Below are 22,306 nucleotides of genomic sequence, written 5' to 3'. Positions count from 1 at the left end.
GACTACGACCGTTTTTGACGTTTCGCGCGACCGCGCCAGAAGGGCTTCGTATCCTGCAAACCTCGGCAGGACTTGACTGAGGCGGTCAACAAGGCTGCTTCGTCGCGCTCGCGCCGACCGATGACGCGACCGGCGGCGAAGGCGACTTCGGCGTCGTCCAGATGGGCCTCGCCGGGGATTCGATCGCGGGCGACGGCCAGATCATTCAGCGCGCCGAGCGAGTCCTGCATCCGTTCCAGCGCCTTCAGATACCGCTTGCGGCGTCGGCGCGCGGGAAACAGGTCGGCGAAGAACTCGGCGGCGTAGCGCAGGCGCTTGGCGCGGATGCGCAGGTGATGCCGCGCCTCCGCGTCCAGATCGGTCAGGTCGCGGGCGCGCTTCTCGACCTGACGGTGCAGGCGGCTGAGGGCCTTGGAGGCGAAGGGGGCGACGGGTTCATCGGGCAGGGCCGCCGTCTCGGTCCAGGCGGTCGTCTCCAGCATCAAGAGAGCGTAGCGCGGCGACGCGATGGCGGCGAGGACACGGTCATAGGCCTGACCCCGTGCCCCCAGCAGATGCCGGCCCAGAACCGCCAGACCGGCGAATGGCGCTTCCAGTGCTGCGGGGTGGAAGACGTCCCTGATGAAGACGTCCAGATCGCGGGCGGCGTCGCATTCCTGCGCCAGCCATTTCAACTCGGTTTCGATGCGCCGGCGATCCGCCTCGGCCAGCAGGGGCTTGAAGACGCCGATGGCGGCGCGCAGTCGGCGAAGTCCCACGCGCAGCTGATGCACCGCCTCAGGACGGCGCACGACCCGCAGCAGTTCGGCGTTGGCCGAGACCTGGGCCAGACAGGCCATGGCGATAGTGCGGAAAGCGTCGCTGGTCGTGGCTTCGGATGACAGGGGCGTGGACGTGGCGCGGCGGGGCGCGCGACTGCTCCCCTCGGCCAGGCGCCAGCCGCGCTCGGACTTGCTCTCGAACACCGGAACGATGGTCAGGTCGCGCGCCAGACGTCGGGCCAGGGTGAATAAGACGGCGGGGTCGCCGCGCTTCAGCTCGAGCTCCAACTCGTAGATGGGCTCGCGGCGGTCGCGCCCCTCCGGGTCTGGGGCTGACAACTCGCCCGCGTCGAAGGCGGCTTCGATCAGGGCGCCGTCCAGCTCGACCATGCGGATGCGCCGCACCACCGTGGTGGCGAAGCGAGGCGACAGATCGGCGCGGCGGTCTTTCAGCAGCCTGTGCGCGGGGGTGGTTTTCAGCGCGGCGAGGTCCAGAGCCTCGGAGGCGACGGGCATCTCCCATTCGTCACGGGCGGTCTGGCCGGGGGCGGTCTGGCGTTTCAGGGTCTGGACGAAGCCGTCGGGCGTGGTCCGCACCCTCAGGCTGAACCCGGCCGCGCGCAGGACGCCGTCGGGGGTGTCGAAATAGACCGAGCGCAGGGCCTGGCTGCTCTGCGGGCCTTGCAGCGCCGGGTGGCCCGACAGGCGCACGACCGCGCCCGGCCCGAGGCGGAACTTCAGCTCGGTTTCGGTTGCGGGCGAGGCCATGGGGGGAGTTTAGGCCTCATGGCGTCATCCCGGAAGCGGCGAAGCTGCGGCAGGTTCTTGCTTCCGTCATCCTCCGACGAGCGGAGCGAGACCGGGGGACCCAGCGGCGCCGAAGGCGATTTTCACGGCAAGCGCGGTGCGTGGGATGTCGCCCTGACGGGCGCCGCTGGGTCCCCCGGTCAGCGCCGCTGCGCGGCTTGCCGGAGGATGACGAAAGAGGAAGAGCGGGTCTTTAGCCCCGCGCCACCTGGAAGCCCGCGAAGGACTGGCTGACCGGCATCAGCTCCAGCGCATTGATGTTCAGGTGCGGCGGCAGGGTGGCGACCCAGAACAGGGTCTCGGCGATGTCTTCGCCGGTCATGGGCTGGGCGCCGCCATAGAGGGCGTCCGACGCCGCCTGGTCGCCGCTCGTGCGGACCAGGGTGAACTCGGTCTCGGTCATGCCGGGCTCGATGGAGGTGACGCGCACCCCCGTGCCGTGCAGGTCGGAGCGAAGGCCCAGAGAGAACTGGCGCACGAAGGCCTTGGTGCCGCCATAGGCGTTGCCGCCCTTGTAGGGGTAGGTCGCGGCCACCGAACTGATGTTCAGGATGGCGCCCTTGCGCGCGATCAGGCGCGGCAGCAGGCGCCGCGTGATGGTGACCAGTCCGGTGATGTTGGTGTCGATCATCTGACGCCACTGATCCAGATCGGCGTCCTGGGCGGCGGCGGTGCCCAACGCGAGGCCGGCGTTGTTGATCAGGACGTCGATGTCGCCAAAGCCATCGGGCAGGGCGTCCAGGGCGGCGTCGATGGCGGCCTCGTCGCGGATGTCGAAGACGAGGGGATGGACCACGTCCGCGCCCAGTTCGGCGACCAGGTCGTCCAGACGCCCGGCGCGGCGGCCGGTGGCGATGATCTTCCAGCCCGCCGAGGCGAAGCGTCGCGCCGCGGCCTGTCCGATGCCCGAAGTGGCGCCGGTGATGAGGACGGTTCCGCTCATGGTCTGCTCCTGTTCGCTGTCGGGGCTGTCTAGCGCCGCTGCGGCTCCGGTTCCAATAACGAAACGGCCGACGCCCCTTTCGGAACGCCGGCCGCTTGCTCCGGGGAGAGCGGGGGTGGTCGTCAGGCGGCCCGGTTCTTCACCAGGTCGTCGACGACCGAAGGGTCGGCCAGGGTCGAGGTGTCACCCAGCGCCCCCAGTTCGTTCTCGGCGATCTTGCGCAGGATGCGCCGCATGATCTTGCCGGATCGGGTCTTGGGCAGGCCGGGCGCCCACTGGATCACGTCGGGGGCGGCGATGGGGCCGATCTCGAGGCGCACCTGCGCGACCAGAGCCGTACGTAGGGCGTCCGTGGCGACCACCCCCTTGTTCAGGGTGACGTAGGCGTAGATGCCCTGACCCTTGATGTCGTGGGGGAAGCCGACGACGGCGGCCTCGGCCACGTCGTCGTGCAGGACCAGGGCGCTCTCGACCTCGGCCGTGCCCATGCGGTGGCCCGAGACGTTGATGACGTCGTCGACCCGGCCGGTGATCCAGTAGTAGCCGTCGGCGTCGCGGCGGCAGCCGTCGCCGGTGAAATACTTGCCCGGATAGGTCGAGAAATAGGTCTCGAAGAAGCGCGCGTGGTCGCCATAGACCGTGCGCATCTGGCCGGGCCAGCTGTCGGTGATGCAGAGGTTGCCCTCGGTCGCGCCCTCCAGAACCCCGCCTTCCGCATCGACGATCTGCAGCTCGACGCCGGGCAGGGGCTTGGTCGCCGAGCCAGGCTTGAGGTCGGTCGCGCCCGGCAGGGGCGAGATCAGGACGCCGCCGGTCTCGGTCTGCCACCAGGTGTCGACGATGGGCAGGCGACCGTCGCCGACCACCTCGTGATACCAGCGCCAGGCCTCGGGATTGATCGGCTCGCCGACGCTGCCCAGCAGGCGAAGGCTCTTGCGGCTGGTCGCCTTCACCGGCGCATCGCCTTCGCGCATCAGCGAGCGCAAGGCGGTGGGGGCGGTATAGAAGATCTCGACCTTGTGCTTGTCGATGACCTCCCAGAAACGGCTGACGGTCGGATAGTTGGGCACGCCCTCGAACAGCAGGGTGGTCGCCCCATTCGCCAGCGGGCCGTAGACGCCATAGGAGTGGCCGGTCACCCAGCCCACGTCGGCGGTGCACCAGAAGACCTCGCCGGGACGGTAGTCGAAGACCAGTTCGTGGGTATAGCTGGCCCAGAACAGATAGCCGCCGGTGGTGTGCAGCACGCCCTTGGGTTTGCCGGTCGAACCCGAGGTGTAGAGGATGAACAGGGGGTCTTCCGCCTGCATCGGCTCGGGATGGCAGTGGGCGGTGACTTTCGCCGCCTCGGTCTCATAGTCCCGGTCGCGGCCCTCGACGAAGCCCACGTCCGCGCCGGTGTGGCGGATCAGCAGGACGCCGTCGACGCCGGACACCTTCTCCAGCGCCTTGTCGACATTGGCCTTCAGCGGGACTTTCTTTCCGCCGCGGCAGCCCTCGTCGGCGGTGATGACGAAGGTGGAGCCGCAGTCCTCGATGCGCCCGGCGATGCTGTCGGGCGAGAAGCCGCCGAAGATGACCGAGTGGACCGCGCCGATCCGCGCGCAAGCCAGCATGGCGTAGGCGGCCTCGGGGATCATCGGCAGATAGATGGTGACGCGGTCGCCTTTGCGGACGCCGTTGGCCTTGAGCACATTGGCCATGCGGCAGACGCGCTCGTGCAGCTGGCCGTAGGTAACGTGCTCGCTGTCGGTCGGCTCGTCGCCTTCCCAGATGATGGCCGTATCGTTTTCGCGGTGGGGCAGGTGGCGGTCGATGCAGTTGGCCGAGACGTTCAGCACCCCGTCCTCGAACCAGCGGATGCGGAAATCTTCCTTGTTGAACGACACGTCCTTGATCTTCGACGGGAAGGTCATCCAGTCGAGGCGCTTGGCCTGTTCGCTCCAATAGGCGTCCGGGGTCTCGCGCGCGGCGATCCGGGCCGCTTCATAGCCGGCGCGGTCCATGTGGGCGCGGGCGGCCAGGTCGGCGGGGACGGGATAGATTTCCGGTTCGGTGGACACGCGCGCTTTCCTCCCAGTTTCTTGTTTTTAGAAGCCGTATTTGGCGAACAGGATCAGACGGGTCATGTCCCCGTCCAGCCCAGATTCCAGCTTGCGATCAGCGAACATCAGTTCGGCGCCGATATCAAACGCGGTCACGGGCGACCAGATCAGGTTGGCGTGCAGGCTCTGGGCCGAGCGGTTGGCGCTCGCTCCGGTCAGCAGGACGTCGTTGTCCACCCTCTGGGCCGACCAGATCAGGCTGGAGCGCCAGCCGGGCGTCCAGACGTGGCGATAGGCGGCGAAGCCGGCGATCACGCCGATGGCGTCCAACTGGCCCGAGGCGTCCAGCACCGCGTCGTTGGAGAAGTTGAGCCCCAGATAGCGGCCCACGCCCTCGCCGCCCGACAGCATGAAGCGCAGGTCGTCTTGCGCCCCCACCTTGAGCTTGGCCGAGGCCGACAGGCCCCAGCCCGTCGCCGTGTCGTCGATGCTGGTCGCCGGGTTCTGGTATTTCAGCTGACGCAGCAGGCCTGCGAACTGGACGTCGCCCCAGGGGCGGCTGATCGCATAGCGGGCCGTCAGGTCAGGCAGGCTGTTGTCGTCGGCGATGATGCGGGCGCCGCCGCCGAAGGGGGTGACGGTGGTCTCGGGATTCTCGACCGCGATCGAGAAAGGGCCGCGCGTGTAACGGACCTGGGCCTGGCGGGCGAAGACCGTGCCCTCGGCGGCGCCGACGAAATCAGCGGACTCGGGCAGGACGGCGGTGTTTTGGAAGTTGGTCCACTCCTGACCGATCAGCCAGTTGTCGATGGTGACGAAGGCGCGGCGCAGGGCGGGGGTGGAGGCGCTGGTGATGCGCTGGTCGCCGGTTCCGGGCAGGCTCTGGAAATCCATCTCAAGCCGCGTGCCGACCTTGTGGCCGCCGACCAGGCCGTCGGTGGTCAGCCAGAAACGGGTCTGGCGGGCGTTGAAGTCCGTGGCCGTGTCCTCGTCGGCGCCGCCGACCGGGATGGAGCCGGGCAGGTGGTAGTCACGCAGGGCGTCGCCGTTGGCCGGGTCGCCGCCGGAATAGTTCGAGGCCATGGCGTCGACCTTGATGAAGCCGCCGAACTTGACCGTGTGATCGCCGATGCGGAAGCCTTCCTCACGCGGGGCGGCGGGGGCCGAAACCGGCGTGGCGGCGGGACGGGTTTCCAGACGGATGATGTCCTGGGCCATGGCCTGCGACTGGGTCGTCTGCTGGGTTCGCGCGGCGGCGACCTCGGATTTCAGACTGTTCAGTTCGGCTTCGAGCAGGGCGATGCGCGCTTCGAGGGCCGCATTGGCGTCCTGGGCCAGGACGGCGCCGGGCGCAAACAGAAGCGCAGCCGCAGCCGCGCCGCCGAGCAGGCGGTATCTTCCCATGTCATTTCCTCCCGGGTGCGTCTGATGCGAACCTCGAGACCGCAGCATTCCGCGCGGGGGCGGTATGCGGCCATTAGCCATTGGTCTAGTTTCGACCAAAGTCGAGGCGCGGCATGGTGTCGTCACAGCGCGGCCTCGACCCGAAAAAGAACCGCGTGCGGGAAGGATTTTCATGGATCGCATCGTCGTCGCCGACGACCACCCTCTGTTTCGGGCGGCGTTGAGATCGGCCGTCGAAAAGGCCGCACCCGGCGCCGTGATTGCGGAATGCGCCAGTCTGGCCGAGGTTCAGGCGGCCTTGGCCGAAGGCGCGACCGACCTGCTGCTGCTGGACCTGAAGCTGTCGGACAGCGAGGGCATGGCGGGCCTGACCCGCATCCGCGCCGAATATCCCGCCGTGCCCGTCGCCGTTGTCTCGGCCAGCGAGGAGCCGCCGACTGTGCGTCGCGCCCTGACGCTGGGCGCCGCCGGCTTCATCCCCAAGTCCGCCGCCCTGCCGATCATGGTCGAGGCCATCGCCGCCATCCTGTCGGGCGACAGCTGGGCCCCCGACGTCGGCGCGCCCGGTCCCGAGGAAGGCGATCTGGAAGCCCGCATCGCCAGCCTGACGCCCTCGCAACTACGCATTCTCGAAGGCCTGAGAGCCGGGCGGCTGAACAAGCAGATCGCCTTCGACCTCGGCGTCACCGAGGCCACCATCAAGGCCCACCTGACCAGCGTCTTCCGCAAGCTGGGGGTGCATAACCGGACGCAAGCGGTGATTTTGGCTCAGTCGATCGATCTCTGAATCCCTTCTCCCCTTGTGGGAGAAGGTGGCAGGCGGAGCCTGACGGATGAGGGGTGTCAGCACCTCATCTGAAGGTTGTCGTCGCGGGTCCGTCAGACATTCGAAATGTCGCGCCGACACCCCTCATCCGAGCGCCTCCGGCGCCCACCTTCTCCCACAAGGGGAGAAGGAACACGATCAACGCGACAGAAACGCCTTCAGCGCCGCCGGCTTGACCGGTTTGGGCAGCAGGGTCGCGCCCGCCGCCGTGGCCGTTTCCTTCAGCCCCTCGCGGGTGTCAGCGGTGACAAGCCCGATGCGGCGCAGGCCGCGCGCCCTCAGGGCGTCCACCACCGTCAACCCGTCCGCGCCGTCGCCCAGATGCAGGTCCACCAGAGCCGCGTCGAACGGCCCCTGCGCGGCGACCCCTTCGGCCACGGTCCGCGCCGTGGTCGTCTGCGCGCCCCAGCGGCTCAGCAGGGCGGTCAAAGCGTCGAGGATGGCCGGTTCGTTGTCCACGCACAGCACCCGCAACCCCGCCAGCGGCAGGCGGGCGTCGCCCTCGACTGGAACAGCGGGAACAGGGCGCGCGGCGGCGCGCGGGGCGCTGACGCGGAAGGTCGTGCCGCGCCCGACGCGGGACGCCATGGACAGCGGATGGCGCAGCAGGTCCGACAGCTTCTGCACAATGGCCAGACCCAGCCCTGCGCCGGGCTCGTCCACCGGGGCGCCGGGCAAGCGCACGAACTCGCCGAAGACGCTCTCGCGGTCGGCGTCGGGGATGCCGCGTCCGGTGTCGCAGACCAGCATCTGCACCGTCTCGCCGTCGCGCCGCGCCCCGACCAGAACCCGGCCCGTGTCGGTGTAGCGGATGGCGTTGCCGACCAGGTTCTGAAGCATGGAGCGCAGCAGGTCGTGGTCGGAGGCGACCCACAGGCCCGACGGCACCACCGTCAGGCGCAGGCCCTTGGCGCGGGCCATGGGGGCGAACTCGCGGCGCAGCTCGGCGAACAGGGCGTCCAGCGACAGGGGGGCCACGGCGGGCTGGACCCCGCCCGCCTCCAGCTTGGACAGGTTCAGCAGGGCCGTCAGCAGGCGGTGGGCGCTGTCGATGGAGCGGTCGGCGTTGGTCGCCAGTCCGCGCCCCGGCGAGCCCGGCGCCAGGGCCGGTTCTTCCTTCAGGGCGGCGATGAACAGGCGCGCGGCGTGCAGGGGCTGCAACAGGTCATGGCTGGCGGCGGCGAGGAAGCGGGTCTTGGAGGCTGTGGCGTCCTCGGCCAGACGACGGGCTTCCTCCAGCCGTTCGGTGCGGTCGGCGACGCGGGCCTCCAGCCGTTCGTTGGCCTCTTCCAGATCGCGGGCGGCGCGGCGCAGGGCGGTGATGTCGGTATAGCTGGTGGCGTAGCCGCCGCCGGGAATGGGGGCGCCCGAGGAGCGCAGGATGCGGCCGTCGGGCTGCTCGCGCTCATGGTCGTGGGGGATGCGGCGAGACAGGGCCTCGAGGCGCCGCTCGACCCAGGCCTCGATGTCGTGCGGGCTCTCGCCGCGCTCGGCGTTCAGGCGATAGACGGCGGCGATGGGCAGGCCGACGTGGACGAAGCCGGGCGGCAAGTCGAACATCTCGACATAGCGCCGGTTCCACGCGGTCAGGCGCAGGTCCTCGTCCACCACGCTGACGCCTTGGTCGATGTTGTCGAGCGTGGTCTGCAGCAGGTCGCGGTTGAACTGGACCGCCTGCGAGGCTTCGTCCAGCATCCGCACCACGTCCTCGGGGGCGCGGCCGCCGGCGGCCAGGGCGGCGGCGAGCACGCGCCGGGCCGAGGCGGCGCCGATGGCCCCGGCCAGCATCCGCTCTGCGGCGCGGGCCAGGCCGGCGTCGGCGGGGTCGGCGTCGCGTAGGCGTATCTCGGTTTCGCGCGCCCAGGCGGCGAAAGCGCGCTCGGCGCGCTCGTCGCCGATGAAGCGAGCGACCAGGGCCTTGAGGTCGCCGACCGAGGCCCCGGCCAGGCCGCCGCGCCCCTCCATCCAGTCCGGCCCCAGACGGTCGACGAAGGCGCGGGCCTGAACCTGATCGATCAGGCGTGGACGGCTCAGCTTGGACACCAGAACAAAGACGCCGAGGTTCAGGCCCAGGCTGAGGAAGACCCCGGCCGCGAAGGGATCGGCCAGTCCCAACATGGCCGGAATGTTCAGGCCGAACCCGGGGGCCAACTGCGGCGCCGCCAGCAGGACCAGCCAGACCGTCATGCCGACGCTTAAGCCCGCCAGCGCTCCGCGCGAGCGCCCGCCCCGCCACAGCACGGCGCCGAACAGGGCCGGGGCCAACTGGGCCAGGGCCGCAAACGACACCAGCCCCATGGCCGCCAGACCGCGCGACTGGTCCATGGCCTGATAATAGAGCCAGGCCATCAGCAGCAGGGCGACGATGGCCAGGCGGCGGATGTTCAGGATGGCGCGGGCCATGTCCCCGGCGCGCTCGCCGCGTCGGCGCCGTTCGGCGGCCAATAACGGCAGGACCAGATTGTTGGACACCATGGCCGACAGGGCCACGGCCTCGACGATGACCATGGCCGTCGCCGCCGAGAAGCCGCCGACGAAGACAATGGCCGTCAGGGCCGACTGGCCGGAGTTCAGCGGCAGGGCCAGGACCAGCAGGTCAGGATTGACCTCTGGCGCGAACAGGCCGCCCGCCGCCACCAGAGGCAGGACCGCCAGGCTGGTCAGCAGCAGATAGAGGGGAAAGATCCAGCGCGCGCGCCGCACCTGGGCCGGGTCGCCGCCCTCGACAAAGGCGACGTGAAACTGACGCGGCAGACAGAAGATAGCCAGCGTCGCCACCAGGACGATGGCCCAGAAGCGTCCGTCCAGATCGGGCCAGCGCGCCAGATCGCCCAGGCTGGCGGTGATATCCGCTGAGGCGGGGGCGTGGCGCAGCAGCACCAGGGCGAAGATCGCCACGGCCAGCAGGGCGGCCAGCTTGACGATGGACTCGATGCCGATAGCCTGGATCAGGCCGCGATTGTGCTCGGTCAGGTCGGGACGGCGCGCGCCGAACAGGATGGCGAACCCGGCCAGCACCCCGGCCATGACCAGAACCGTCACGCTCTCGGAGCCCGCCACCGGGGTCCCGGCGGTGATCATCTCTCCCGCCATCGACAGGGATTTCAGCTGCAGCGCGATGTAGGGCAGGGACCCCAGGATGGCGACGACAGCCACCGCCGCGCCCAGGGCCGGGCTCTTGCCGTAGCGGGAGGAGATGAAGTCGGCCATCGAGCCGACGTTCTCGCGCCGGGCCGCCGCCGCGATCCGCTTCCACAGCGGAAACAGCACCGTCACCCCCAGGGCCGGGCCGATATAGATGGGCAGGTATTCCCACGCCGACCGCGCCGCCGTCCCCACCGCCCCGTAATAGGTCCACGAGGTGCAATAGATGGCCAGCGACAGGGCGTATAGCGACGGCCCCAAGGCTCCGCCGCGCGTCTTGATCGACGGGCGTTCATACCACCAGGCGACCGCGAACAGGGTCGCCATATAGGCGGCCACCAGGGCCAGGGTCGCGAGGCTGAACATGACCGGCATGTGGGACGCAGCGGGGCTTTAGGACAAGGGAGAAAAGGGATCACAGCACCCTCTTCCGTCCTCCCGGAAGCGGCGCAGCCGCTATCCGGGACCGCAAGAAGCGCTGCCCGTAGTGTTCTGGGCGGTCCCGGCTCTCCGCCCTCGCCTTCGCGAGGGCTGCGGCCGGGATGACTGGCCGATAGAAGAAGGGCGGCCCGACCGAAGCCGGACCGCCCCCTTAGGCTGGCGAACTCTAGACGTTACGCGTTCAGATCGACGTCCTTGCCTTCCTTGACCAGCAGGAAGCCCAGCACGACCGTCGCGAGCGCCACCACAATCGGATACCAGAGGCCGTAGTAGATATTGCCTGTGGCCGCGACCATGGCGAAGGCCGTGGTCGGCAGGAAGCCCCCGAACCAGCCGTTGCCGATGTGATAGGGCAGGGACATCGAGGTGTAGCGGATATTGGTCGGGAACATCTCGACCAGGGCCGCCGCGATCGGTCCGTAGACCATGGTCACGTAGAAGCCGAGGATGAAGAGGATCAGCACCACCATCGGCTTGTTGACCAGGGCGCTGTCGGCCTTGGCGGGATAGCCGGCGGTGGTCAGGGCCTCGCCTAGACCCGCATCCCAGGTCTTTTTCTGGGCGGCGAAGTCAGCGGTGGTCATGGCGTCGCCGCGGAAGCTGGGGATGACCGACTGATCGCCGATGCGGACCTCGGCCACCGTGCCTGCGGGCGCGGCGACATTGGTGTAGGTCACGCCGGCCTTGGCCAGATAGGACTTGGCCACGTCGCAGGAGTGGTTGAACACCGTCTTGCCGACGGGATCGAACTGCAGGTGGCAGTCTGCGGGATCGGCATAGACCGTGACCGGAGCCGAGGCGGCGGCGGCGGCCAGACGCGGGTTGGCCGCTTCCGTCAGGGCGTTGAACAGCGGGAAGTAGGTGATCGCCGCCAGCAGGCAGCCGGCCAGGATGATCGGCTTGCGCCCCACCTTGTCCGACAGCCATCCCCAGAAGATGAAGAAGGGCGAGGCCAGCAACAGGGCGACAGCCAGCAGGACGTAAACCAGGGTGGCGTCGACCCGCAGCACCCGCTCCAGGAAGAACAGGGCGTAGAACTGACCCGTGTACCAGATGACTGCCTGACCGGCCGTCAGACCGACGAGGGCGATCAGCACCAGCTTCAGGTTCGGCCACTTCATGAAGCTGTCCTTCAGCGGGGTCTTGGACCCCTTGCCTTCGGCCTTCATGCGCTTGAACGAGGGGCTCTCGGCCAGCTTCAGACGGATCCACAGCGACACGCCCAGCAGCAGGATCGAGACCAGGAAGGGAATGCGCCAGCCCCATGCGGCGAAGGCTTCCTCGCCGACGGCGTAGCGGACGCCCAGAATGACGAACAGGCTGAGCACCAGGCCCGCCGTCGCCGTGATCTGGATGAAGGAGGTGTAGAAGCCGCGCTTGCCGTGCGGGGCGTGCTCGGCGACGTAGGTGGCGGCGCCGCCGTATTCACCGCCGAGCGCCAGGCCTTGGATCAGGCGCATCAGCACCAGGATGATCGGGGCGGCGATGCCGATGGCGGCATAGGGCGGAAGCAAGCCGACCACGAAGGTCGACAGGCCCATCAGCAGCATGGTGACGAGGAAGGTGTTCTTGCGTCCCCACAGATCGCCCAGCCGCCCGAAGACGATGGCGCCGAACGGACGGACCGCAAAGCCGGCGGCGAAGGCCATCAGGGCGAAGATATAGCCGGTGGTCTCGTTCACCCCCGAGAAGAACTGGGTGGTGATGATCGCGGCCAGCGAGCCGTAGAGATAGAAGTCGTACCATTCGATGACGGTGCCGACGGACGACGCCAGAATCACGAGCCGGTCGTTCTTGTCGACCGTGTGTTCCACGCCCTCCGCCGCATCCATGGTGCGGTCGGTCATGGGCAGTCCCTTCCTGTAGGGTCGCGTTTCGCGACCGTTTCCTCGCGATCCTGTTGCCGGATCGTCGAGGGTGAGACTGACAGCAGGCCGACGGATTTGCAGAGAGCGACTTTGGTCGAACGGCGGCGCCTGTCGCGCGGGCGAGGCGCAAATATTGCCTCAGGCGCCGTTTCACGGTTGTCGCAGCGGGCGACTGCGACCAAATGAAGGTTTGACGTCGCCGTTTGGCGACCCGGCGCGAGAGGACATCAATGGCCCGTAAGCCCAACTACAGTTTCGAACGGCAAGAGCGCGAGCGCGCCGACGCCAAGAAGGCCGAAGCCAAGGCCGCCGCCAAGGCCGCCAAGAAGGCCGCCAAGGCTGCGGGCGAAACCGACGACGACGAGCAGCCGTCCGAGGACTGACGGTCCAACGGAACTGCGGGCCCTACAGGCCCATGCAGACGTATTTCAGTTCGAGGTAGTCCTCGATGCCGTGGCGCGAGCCCTCGCGACCCAGGCCGGATTGCTTGATCCCGCCAAAGGGTGCGACCTCGGTGGAGATCAGGCCGGTGTTGACGCCGATCATGCCGGTCTCCATCGCCTCGGCCACGCGCCAGACGCGGCCCATGTCGCGCGCGTAGAAGTATCCAGCCAGGCCGAACTCGGTGGCGTTGGCCAGCCTCAGCGCCTCTTCCTCCGTCTCGAAACGGACGACGGGCGCGACGGGGCCGAAGGTCTCCTCCTTGCAGATCAGCATGTCGGACGTGACGCCCGACAGCACGGTCGGCTGGAAGAAGGTCCCGCCGAGGGCGTGGCGCTGGCCGCCTGTCTCCACCTTGGCGCCCTTAGCCGTCGCGTCGGCGATATGTTCCTCGACCTTTTTGACGGCTTTGGCGTCGATCAGCGGGCCGATCTGCACCCCGTCCTCCAGCCCGGCGCCGACCTTGAGCGCGGCGGTCGCCTGGGCCAGCCTGGCGACGAACTCATCGTGGACGGATGACTGCACGTAAAAGCGGTTGGTGCAGACGCAGGTCTGACCGCTGTTCCTGAACTTGGAGGCCACGGCGCCGGCGACCGCCGCGTCGATGTCGGCGTCGTCGAACACCAGGAAGGGAGCGTTGCCGCCCAGTTCCAGGCTCATCTTCTTGATGGTCTCGGCCGACTGCCGCATCAGGGTGCGGCCGATCTCGGTCGACCCGGTGAAGCTGATCTTGCGCACCGTCGGGTTGGACGTCAGCTCGCCGCCGATGTCCGAGGCGGAGCCGGTCACGACGTTGAACAGGCCGGGCGGCAGACCCGCCTCCTCCGCCAGAACCGCCAGGGCGAGCGCCGACAGCGGCGTCTGGCTGGCCGGTTTCAGCACCACGGCGCAGCCGGCGGCCAGGGCCGGGCCGACCTTGCGGGTGATCATGGCGGCGGGGAAGTTCCATGGCGTGATGGCCCCGACCACCCCGACCGGCTGGCGGATGGCGATCAGCCGTTTCGTGGCGTCATAGGTGGGGATGACTTCGCCATAGGTGCGCTTGCCCTCCTCGGCGAACCATTCGATGAAGCTGGCGGCATAGGCGATCTCGCCCTTCGCCTCGGTCAGGCTCTTGCCCTGTTCGCGCGTCAGCAGACGCCCTAGCGCGTCTTGCTCCGACATCATCAGATCGAACCAGCGGCGCAGAATCCGCGCCCTCTCGCTCGCTGTCTTTGCCGCCCAGGGCTTCATTGCGGCCTCGGCGGCGACGATGGCGCGGCGGGTCTCGGCGGCGCCCATCTTGGGCGCGGTCGCCAGAACCTCGCCCGTGGCCGGGTCCGTCACTTCAAATGTCGAACCGTCGTCGGCGTCGATCCAGCGTCCGTCGATATAGGCCTGGTGACGAAGCAGACGGGCGGGATCGGACATGGGCGGCTCCTGAGGCGAAGGGAGCCGACATAACGCGCCGCAAGGCCTGCGGCTGCAAGACGATGAAACGTCTAGGTCAAGGCCAGTCCCATGCGGACCAAGGCCGACAGACTGTCGGCCTCCATCTTGGTCATGACCTTGGCGCGGAAGACCTCGACGGTGCGCGGACTGATGTCCAGGTTCAGGGCTATGGCCTTGTTGGAATGGCCGAGGATCAAGGCGTCAAAGACCTGACGCTCGCGCGGGGTCAGGCGGGTCAGGCGCAGTTCGGCGGCGGCGCGGCAGGCCTGCTCGTGGCCGACATCGTTCAGACGGGCCAGGCAGCCGCGCACGGTCTCGATCAGGCGGCGCGGGTCAAAGGGCTTCTCGATGAAGTCGACGACGCCGGCCTTCATCATCTGCACCGCCATCGGCACGTCGGCATGGCCGGTGATGACGATGACGGGCCAGGCGTTGCCGCGCATCTGGCTCAGGCGGCGCACCACCTCGTCGCCGTCCATGTCGGGCATGCGCACGTCGGTGATGACGCAGGCGGTGGCGTCCTCGGGCAGGTGGCTGAAGAAGTCGACGCCGCTGGCGAATCCGCGCGCACGGATGCCCTCGCCGCGCAGCAGCATCAGCAGGGAATCCCGGACGGCGGCGTCGTCGTCGACGATGAAGACGGAGTGGAGGCTCATACGGTCTCGACGCTCGGTTCTCGGTTGAGGGTGAAGGAGAAGGCCGCGCCCCCCAGCGCGCTTCTCGAGACTTGCAGTCGTCCGCCGTGGCTTTCGACGATGGTTCGGGTGACGGACAGGCCCAGGCCCATGCCGCCGGACTTGGTGGTCGTCATCGGCTGAAAAATGCGGTCGATCTGATCGTCGGCGATGCCGGGGCCATTGTCCTCGACGCTGATGCGGTACTGGGTGTCAGAGACGGTGCGACCGACGATGACGACCTCTGGCGAGGTGCGGTCGCCGACCGCCTCGACCGCGTTGCGGGTCAGGTTGACCATGGCCTGCTGGAACTGGATGCGTTCGGCCTGGACCCGATCATCCTCGGCTTCAAGGTCCAGGCGGATGGCGACGCCCTTGCTGGCGCCGATCATCGTGAAGATGGGGCCCAGATCTTCAATCATGGAGGAGGCGCGCTCGGTATCCATGCGCCGGACTTCCAGCGACAGAAGCTCGCGCATCCGACGGATGATCTTGCCGGCGCGCAGCAACTGACCCTTGGCCAGTTCGGCGGTGCGCAGGGCGCTGTCGCCCAAGGGCCCGGCCCGCTCCATATCCACCTGGCTGGCATGCAGATAGGTGGCGGCGGCGCTGAGCGGCTGGTTCAGTTCATGGGCCAGTGTGGCGGCCATCTCGCCGAGCGAATTAAGGCGCCAGACCTTGTTCAACTGGGCGTGCAGTTCGCGCGCCTGGGCGTCGGCGGCGTGCCAACGGCTGAGATCGGTCAGGCACAGGGCCACATGTTCGCCGCCCGATGATCCGGGCACGATCCCGTATTGAATGCTGAGCGGGAAGGTCGCGCCGTCCGGACGCAGGCCGTTCCAGTGAGCGTCCTTGGACTCCAGCGGGCCGCCGGTCGCCCCCGTTCTGGTCGTGGCCTTGATGTCGAAGCCGGGAGCCAGCTCGGCGAAGGGGCGTCCGCGCGCCGCCTTCTCGGTCAGGGCGAACAGGTCGGCGGCGGCGGGGTTCAGGCGGCGGATCTCGCCATTGGCCTCCAGCGTCACGACCGGCACCGAGGCCAGGGCGGTATTGAGCATGGCGTCCTTGGCCGCCAGCTGGCGCGACAGATCGCGCGTCCGCTCGTCCAGCGCCCTCAGACCCCAGCAGATCTCGGCCAGAAGCCAGGTGACGCCCGCGAACAGGGCGGCGTTGGTCAGGGCGTCCGACAGGCTTTCGCGAGGCACCAGGGCCAGGTTGACGGCGATGGACAGGGCGACGGCCAGGGCGGTGGCCGGGCGGCGCGCCAGCATGGCCGTGATCACGACAGCAGGCACCATGGGCAGGTAGTAGAACTGGCCTAGACCCTCCAGCAGGGTTCTGAAGCCCACAGCCCCGCCCACGGCGACGATCGCCAGCAGCACGCCGCTCCAGCGTCGGCGCGATATCGCGCTTGCGAAAGACAGGATGCTTTGCATCGCCGATGGGATGGGAGGACTCCTCACGCTTCTAGGCCGCCGGACGTTGAAGCTGTGAAAGAGCAATCTACAGAATCTGGCCGAGGAGCGCCTTCTATACACTGGTCGAGTATTTCGCAAACCCCGGGTTAACCATGACGTTTCAGGGACACGCTCAAGACTTAATTGATATCGCTGTTTTGTATATAGGCAAAAAAATGGCCATTACTGCAAAGATGGTTTTCGGCCGTTAACGATGAAGTCTCGAGGGTTTCCGTCTGCAACGAAGGCTTAACCCTCTGGGCCGTTGTCGAAGCAAAACTCACTGGGTGCGGAGTTCTACGTAGGTCCGGATTTACAGAAATCTACGGTTGTTCGCTCACATAGACCTCATAGTCACCGAGGTAAAAATGCTCGAACAGAGTCCCGTTAAGCGCCAGAACGGCGCGCCCTACATCCCGCTCCTCGCCGGCTTTGCCGTGGTGATGGGGGCGAGCGCCGTCCAGGCGCACGCGATTGCAGCCCCCGACTTTAGCGCCCAGGTCGGCGTCGCCAGCGAATATGTCGGCAAGGGTCTGGGCAAGAGCGCCGGCGACCCCAGCGTCAACGGCTCGGTCGAAATCTCCACCGGCGCCTTCTACGCCAACGTCTTCGCCTCCACCGCCAAACTGTCGCAGGGTTCTGACGCCGAGATCGTCAGCGCCGTCGGCTGGCGCCCGGAGGCGGCTGGCTACAAGTTCGACCTGTCGGTCGTGAACCGCGACCTGCCGGGCACCCGCGCCGGCGTCGACGCCAACTACTGGGAATATCAGGCCGACGCCTCGCGCAAGATCGGCCCGGTCAGCACCCGCCTGCGCGTCAACTATACGCCCGATGGTTTCGCCGCGGCCAAGGAAGCCTGGTGGATTGAACTTCAGGGCACGGTCTCGGTCGGACCCAAGACCAAGGCCTCGGCCTCCATCGCTGACCGCACCGCCGACGGCGGCGCGGAGTACGCCGCCTGGAATGTTGGCGTGAAGCACAAGCTGACCGAGAAACTGGCTCTGGATGTCCGCTGGTACGACACCGACAGCCACGCCCTGGGCGAGAACTATGACGGCCGCCTGGTGGGCGCGCTGACGTTCGCGCTCTGAGCCGACTGAACAGAAATTCCGGGGGGAGAAGACCAATGAACATGTTGAGCGATCTGAAGATCGAAAAGAAACTGATGGCGGCCTTCGCGGTCGTCATCGCCGCCATCGCCATCATGGGCGTGACGGTCTTCGTGCAGGTCAATGCGCTGGAAAAAGCGCGTATGGACCGGGTGCGGGCGTCGGCCGTGCAGCGAGAAGCCGAGACGGCTAAATTCTACCTGGCGCGCCAGGAAAGCAGCTATCGTGGCTTCCTGCTGTCGAGTGACGTCTACTACCTGGAGCGACTGACCGCGCACCGGGAAAACTTCAATAAGAGCCTGGACCGGATCGCCCAACTGGATCGCACCAGCGACGATGAAGTCCGCGCGGCGCGCGTCGCCGCCGACGAATGGGCCAAGAACGTTGTCGAGGCGGGCCGCGTCCTCGCCGGCAACCCGGCGACGCAGGCCCAGGCCGTGGCCATGGTCGGCCGCGAAGGCGTGGCCGACAAATACATCAGCCCGGCCGAGGACGCCCTCGAGACTTTGGTTGATGAGAAGTCGCAGCAGAGCCGTGTCTTCGGCGAGATTCAGGACTCCGTCGCCAAGTCGGTGCGGATGGTGCTGATCGGCGGGGTCGTCCTGGCCCTGATCATCGCCGCCGCCATGGCCTTCCTGCTGACCAACCTGTTGGGCAAGCCGCTGCTGTCGATGACGTCGGCCATGCGTCGTCTGGCTGGCGGGGACACCTCGATCATCGTTCCGGCCATGGGCCGCAAGGACGAGGTCGGCCAGATGGCCTCGGCCGTCACAGCCTTCAAGGACGCCGCCATCGCCAACGCCCGTCTGGAAGCCGAGGCCGTGGCCCAACGCGCGGCCGCTGAAGAAGAGCGTGCTCGCGTTGAGGCCGAGAAGGCCAGGTCCGCCGAGGAAGACCGCGTCGCCATCACGGCGCTGGGCGAGGGTCTGTCGGCCATGGCCGAAGGCGATCTGACGCATCGCATGACGGTCGCTGTGGCCCCCAAGGCCGAGCAGTTGAAGGCCAACTTCAACGCCGCCATCGCCCAGTTGGAGCAGGCCGTTTCGGTGGTCGTCTCCAACGTCGCCGCCATTCGTTCTGGCGCCGGCGAGATTTCGCAGGCCTCCGACGACCTGTCGCGCCGCACTGAGCAGCAGGCCGCCTCGCTGGAAGAAACCGCCGCCGCCCTGGATGAAATCACCGCTACCGTGAACAAGACCGCTGACGGCGCCCGTCAGGCCTCCAGCGTGGTGCAGCAGGCGCGCGGCGACGCCGAGACGAGTGGTAATGTGGTGCGCGACGCCGTCGCGGCGATGAACGCCATCGAGCGCTCTTCGACCGAGATCGGCAACATCATCGGCGTCATCGACGAGATCGCCTTCCAGACCAACCTTCTGGCTCTGAACGCCGGCGTCGAGGCCGCGCGTGCGGGTGATGCGGGTCGCGGCTTTGCGGTCGTGGCTTCGGAAGTCCGGGCCCTGGCGCAACGCTCTGCTGAGGCCGCCAAGGAGATCAAGATCCTGATCTCGGCCTCGGGTCAGCAGGTCGGCGCGGGCGTCAACCTGGTCGGTCAGACCGGTCAGGCCTTGCAACGCATCGTCAGCCGCGTGGCGGAAATCGACGGCCTAGTCTCGGAAATCTCGGCCTCGGCCCAGGAGCAGGCCACCGGCCTGCAACAGGTCAACACCGCCGTGAACCAGATGGACCAGGTCACCCAGCAAAACGCGGCCATGGTCGAGCAGTCCACCGCCGCCAGCCACTCGCTGTCGCAGGAGGCCGACGCCCTGGCCGCCTCGGTGTCGCAGTTCCGCACCGGCCAGGTCGCCGCTCCGGTCGCCCGCAAGGCGGCCCCGCCTCACGCTCCGGCGCCGGCTCGTACGCCGCAACCGGTGGCTCAGACCGTCGCGGCCATGCGCACGGTCGGTCGTGGCGGCGCTGCGCTGAAGCCCGCACCGCTCGCGGTCGAAGATGGATGGGAAGAGTTCTGATGTCGGTCGCGATCTCGCTTCCGGCGGTGCTTGATCTACGCGCCGCCGAGCCTTTGAAGACGCAACTCCTGGCCGTGCGCGGCCAGGAGACCACCCTGGACGGTTCGGACGTCGAGCGTCTGGGCGGGCTTTGCCTTCAGGTCCTGCTGTCGGCGCTCGCCACCTGGCGCGCCGATGGTCAGGCCTTGACCTTTATCAATGTTTCCGAGGCCTTGGCCTCGCAATGGAGCGCCTTTGGGGCCTCCGCCGCGGACCTCGCTCCGCAAGGACAACTCGCGTGACCAAGACCATCCTGACTGTCGATGATTCCCGCACCATGCGGGACATGCTGATGCTGGCGCTTAAGGGCGCGGGCTATCGCGTGGTTCAGGCCGAGGACGGCGTCCACGGTCTGGAGGTGCTGCGGGCCGAAAACCCCGACATCGTCATCACCGACATCAACATGCCCCGTATGGACGGCTTCGGCTTCATCGAAGGCATGCGCGCCGACCCCAACCACAAGGCCACGCCGGTCCTGGTCCTGACCACCGAGAGCGACGCCGCCAAGAAGCAGCGCGCCCGTGAGGCCGGGGCTACCGGCTGGATCGTCAAACCCTTCGACCCGGCCAAGCTGGTCGACGCCGTCCGTCGCGTTGCGGCCTGAGGACACCAGACTTATGAGCGACGATCCGTTCGAGGCCATCAAGGTCACCTTCTTCCAGGAGTGCAGCGAACTGCTGGGCGATCTGGAAACCAATCTGCTGGCGCTGGAAAACGGCGAGGGCGACATCGAGACGATCAACGCCGTCTTCCGCGCCGTCCACTCGGTCAAGGGCGGGGCAGGGGCCTTTGGTCTGGAAGACCTGGTGCGCTTCGCCCACGTCTTCGAGACCCTGATGGACGAGCTGCGCTCGGGCCGTAAGGAATGCGACGACGTCACGATCAAGACCCTGCTGCGCGCCTCCGACGTCCTGGCCGACCACATCGGTGCCGCCCAGGGCGTCGCCCCGCCGGTGGACGCTGCGCGTTCGGCGGGTCTGGTCGCCGAGCTGGAAGTCCTGACCCACGGTCAGGCCGCCGCCGCCGCGGCCGCCGCGCCCGTCGCCGCTGCTGCCGACGAAGACGATTTCGGTTTCACGCCCCTGACGCTGGATCTGGCCGACTTTGGCGCGCCCGTTGAACTGCCGTCGCTGGAACTGCCTTCCCTTGAGCTGCCGTCGCTCGACCTGCCGGACCTGGCTGCGCTGACTTCCGCGCCCTTGGCCGCGCCGTCGGCGGCCGGCTGGCGCATCGTCTTCCGTCCGCATCCTCGCCTCTACGCCAGCGCCAACGACGTCAGCCTGCTGCTGCGCGAACTGACCCGTCTGGGCCAGACCTCGGTCGAGCTGGACGCCAGCGGCCTGCCGTCGCTGGAGGCGCTGGAGGCCGAGGACGCCCATCTGATCTGGACCATCGTCCTGACCGGCGACGTCTCCGAGGCCGCCGTCCGCGACGTCTTCGACTTCGTCGAGATGGACTGCGACCTGAGCATCACCGCCCTGGGCGGCGCACCCGCTTCGGTCGAGGCCGATCTGCCGCCCCTGCCGGTTCTGGACGCCGCCCCCGCCGAGCCCGAGTTCGACATCGCCGCCCTGCTGGCCAAGGCCGCTGCGCCGGTCGAGGCGCCTGCGCCCGCTCCGGTCGTCGCCGCCCCTGAGCCGGCGGTCGTCGCCGCTCAGGCTCCCGTCGCCGCGCCGGCCGCTCCCGCGCCCAAGCCGGTCGCGCCCGCCGCTCCGGCCGCCGCTGCGCCTTCGTCCCCTGCTGCTGTCGCCCCGGTGACCATCCGCGTCGACCTCGACCGCGTCGATCGTCTGATCAACGTCGTCGGCGAGCTGGTCATCCAGCAGGCCATGCTGGCCCAACGCGTCATGGAAAGCGGCCTGGCCCGTTCGTCCGACATCGCCCTGGGTCTGGAAGACCTGGAGCTGCTGACGCGCGACATCCAGGACAGCGTCATGGCCATCCGCGCTCAGCCGGTGAAGTCGGTGTTCCAGCGCATGCCGCGCCTGGTCCGCGAAGTCGCCGAGATGACCGGCAAGCGCGTGCGTCTGGTCACGGCAGGCGAGGACACCGAGGTCGACAAGACCGTGGTCGAACGCCTGGCCGAGCCGATCACCCACATGTTGCGCAACGCCATCGACCACGGGCTGGAAAGCCCCGAGGAGCGCGAGGCCGCCGGCAAGCCCGCCGAGGGCACCGTGCGTCTGGCGGCCCTGCACCGCTCGGGCCGGATCGTCATCGAGATTTCCGACGACGGCAAAGGCATCAACCGCCCCCGCGTGCGCGGCATCGCCGTTGATCGCGGCCTGATCGCCGAAGACGCCGTGCTGACCGACGACGAAGTCGATAATCTGATCTTCCTGCCGGGCTTCTCGACCGCTGAGACCGTCACCGACGTTTCGGGTCGCGGCGTCGGCATGGACGTGGTGCGCCGCTCCATCCAGGCCCTGGGCGGCCGCATCTCGATCAGCTCGAACCCCGGCAAGGGCTCGACCTTCACCCTCAGCCTGCCGCTGACCCTGGCGGTGCTGGACGGCATGGTGGTGTCAGCCGCTGAACAGACACTGGTGGCGCCCCTGTCGGCCATCGTCGAAAGCCTGACCCCGCGCGTGGAAGACATCCACCACGTCGGCGGCCATGACGCCGTGATCCGCTTCCGCGACGAGTTTGTGCCCATGGTGGACGTGGGCCGCGTCATGGGCTTCCGCGACGACGCCACGACCCTGACGGGCGGGGTGGTCATGATCGTGGAGACCGAGGCCGGCTCGCGCGCCGCCCTGCTGGTCGACGCCATCAACGGCCAGCGCCAGGTCGTGATCAAGAGCCTGGAAACCCACTACCGCCACGTCGACGGCGTCTCCGCCGCGACCATTCTGGGCGACGGCAGCGTCGCCCTGATCCTCGACATCGACGCCCTGGTCACCGCCGGGCGCCGCAAATCCAACCGCCCCGAACTGAAGATGGCGAGCTGAG

Annotated in this window: 16 protein-coding genes; 7 read left to right on the top strand and 9 right to left on the bottom strand. The window is 68.1% G+C overall.

Annotated elements, in window-relative coordinates; translation table 11 throughout:
• Positions 1–2 precede the first annotated feature (2 nt).
• The 4 genes from HNP51_RS00705 to HNP51_RS00690 all read right to left on the bottom strand — a co-directional run bounded on the left by HNP51_RS00705 (position 3) and on the right by HNP51_RS00690 (position 5,960).
• Entirely contained in the window at positions 3–1,529 is a 1,527-nt protein-coding gene (locus HNP51_RS00705; protein WP_184265846.1) for a CHAD domain-containing protein, read from the bottom strand.
• 232 nt (positions 1,530–1,761) lie between these two features.
• The gene (locus tag HNP51_RS00700; RefSeq protein ID WP_184265844.1) at positions 1,762–2,511 is read right to left on the bottom strand and encodes an SDR family NAD(P)-dependent oxidoreductase; all 750 of its coding nucleotides are present in this window, start codon (positions 2,509–2,511) and stop codon (positions 1,762–1,764) included.
• Positions 2,512–2,633: 122 nt separating this feature from the next.
• Complete coding sequence (acs, locus tag HNP51_RS00695) at positions 2,634–4,574, bottom strand: acetate--CoA ligase (RefSeq protein WP_184265841.1); 1,941 nt, start codon at positions 4,572–4,574, stop codon at positions 2,634–2,636.
• Positions 4,575–4,601: 27 nt separating this feature from the next.
• Positions 4,602–5,960, bottom strand: a complete 1,359-nt coding sequence (locus HNP51_RS00690) for a DcaP family trimeric outer membrane transporter (protein WP_184265838.1) — start codon at positions 5,958–5,960, stop codon at positions 4,602–4,604.
• Between the two features lie 172 nt (positions 5,961–6,132).
• Here HNP51_RS00690 and HNP51_RS00685 point away from each other — a divergent pair, with 172 nt between their 5' ends.
• Entirely contained in the window at positions 6,133–6,747 is a 615-nt protein-coding gene (locus tag HNP51_RS00685) for a response regulator transcription factor (RefSeq protein WP_184265835.1), read from the top strand.
• Between the two features lie 177 nt (positions 6,748–6,924).
• Here HNP51_RS00685 and HNP51_RS00680 read toward each other — a convergent pair whose 3' ends face one another.
• Positions 6,925–10,305 carry a PAS domain-containing hybrid sensor histidine kinase/response regulator gene (locus tag HNP51_RS00680; RefSeq protein ID WP_260400756.1) on the bottom strand — a complete coding sequence of 1,127 codons (3,381 nt, stop codon included), beginning with the start codon at positions 10,303–10,305 and terminating at the stop codon, positions 6,925–6,927.
• A gap of 239 nt (positions 10,306–10,544) precedes the next feature.
• Positions 10,545–12,203, bottom strand: coding sequence for an MFS transporter (locus HNP51_RS00675; protein WP_409360098.1), 1,659 nt, complete (start codon positions 12,201–12,203; stop codon positions 10,545–10,547).
• A 266-nt stretch (positions 12,204–12,469) separates the two neighbouring features.
• On the opposite strand from HNP51_RS00675, the gene HNP51_RS00670 reads away from it, so the two are divergent.
• A complete protein-coding gene (locus HNP51_RS00670) occupies positions 12,470–12,622 on the top strand; it encodes a hypothetical protein (RefSeq protein WP_184265830.1) in 153 nt (50 codons plus the stop codon).
• 22 nt (positions 12,623–12,644) lie between these two features.
• Here the strand turns inward: HNP51_RS00670 and HNP51_RS00665 are convergent, their stop codons facing one another.
• From HNP51_RS00665 to HNP51_RS00655, 3 genes are all read right to left on the bottom strand, one after another.
• Positions 12,645–14,090, bottom strand: a complete 1,446-nt coding sequence (locus HNP51_RS00665; protein WP_184265827.1) for an NAD-dependent succinate-semialdehyde dehydrogenase — start codon at positions 14,088–14,090, stop codon at positions 12,645–12,647.
• A gap of 71 nt (positions 14,091–14,161) precedes the next feature.
• Positions 14,162–14,767, bottom strand: a complete 606-nt coding sequence (fixJ, locus tag HNP51_RS00660; protein ID WP_184265824.1) for a response regulator FixJ — start codon at positions 14,765–14,767, stop codon at positions 14,162–14,164.
• Positions 14,764–16,164 carry an ATP-binding protein gene (locus HNP51_RS00655; protein ID WP_311769879.1) on the bottom strand — a complete coding sequence of 467 codons (1,401 nt, stop codon included), beginning with the start codon at positions 16,162–16,164 and terminating at the stop codon, positions 14,764–14,766. Before HNP51_RS00655 ends, fixJ begins: the two co-directional genes overlap by 4 nt.
• 443 nt (positions 16,165–16,607) lie before the next feature.
• Between HNP51_RS00655 and HNP51_RS00650 the strand changes: the two genes are divergently transcribed.
• From HNP51_RS00650 to HNP51_RS00630, 5 genes are read left to right on the top strand one after another with little or no spacing between them, the layout of a single operon-like run.
• Positions 16,608–17,330, top strand: a complete 723-nt coding sequence (locus tag HNP51_RS00650; RefSeq protein WP_260398268.1) for a TorF family putative porin — start codon at positions 16,608–16,610, stop codon at positions 17,328–17,330.
• Between the two features lie 35 nt (positions 17,331–17,365).
• Positions 17,366–19,315 carry a methyl-accepting chemotaxis protein gene (locus HNP51_RS00645; RefSeq protein ID WP_184265821.1) on the top strand — a complete coding sequence of 650 codons (1,950 nt, stop codon included), beginning with the start codon at positions 17,366–17,368 and terminating at the stop codon, positions 19,313–19,315.
• Positions 19,315–19,596, top strand: coding sequence for an STAS domain-containing protein (locus HNP51_RS00640; RefSeq protein ID WP_184265818.1), 282 nt, complete (start codon positions 19,315–19,317; stop codon positions 19,594–19,596). The genes HNP51_RS00645 and HNP51_RS00640 overlap by 1 nt, the downstream gene beginning before the upstream one ends.
• Entirely contained in the window at positions 19,593–19,958 is a 366-nt protein-coding gene (locus HNP51_RS00635; RefSeq protein ID WP_184265815.1) for a response regulator, read from the top strand. The genes HNP51_RS00640 and HNP51_RS00635 overlap by 4 nt, the downstream gene beginning before the upstream one ends.
• Before the next feature lie 13 nt (positions 19,959–19,971).
• Positions 19,972–22,305, top strand: coding sequence for a chemotaxis protein CheA (locus tag HNP51_RS00630; protein WP_184265812.1), 2,334 nt, complete (start codon positions 19,972–19,974; stop codon positions 22,303–22,305).
• Position 22,306 lies beyond the last annotated feature (1 nt).

Origin of the sequence: Brevundimonas bullata (assembly GCF_014207965.1) — a bacterium.
GTDB lineage: Bacteria > Pseudomonadota > Alphaproteobacteria > Caulobacterales > Caulobacteraceae > Brevundimonas > Brevundimonas bullata_A.
This window is presented reverse-complemented; position numbering and strand designations above follow the sequence as displayed.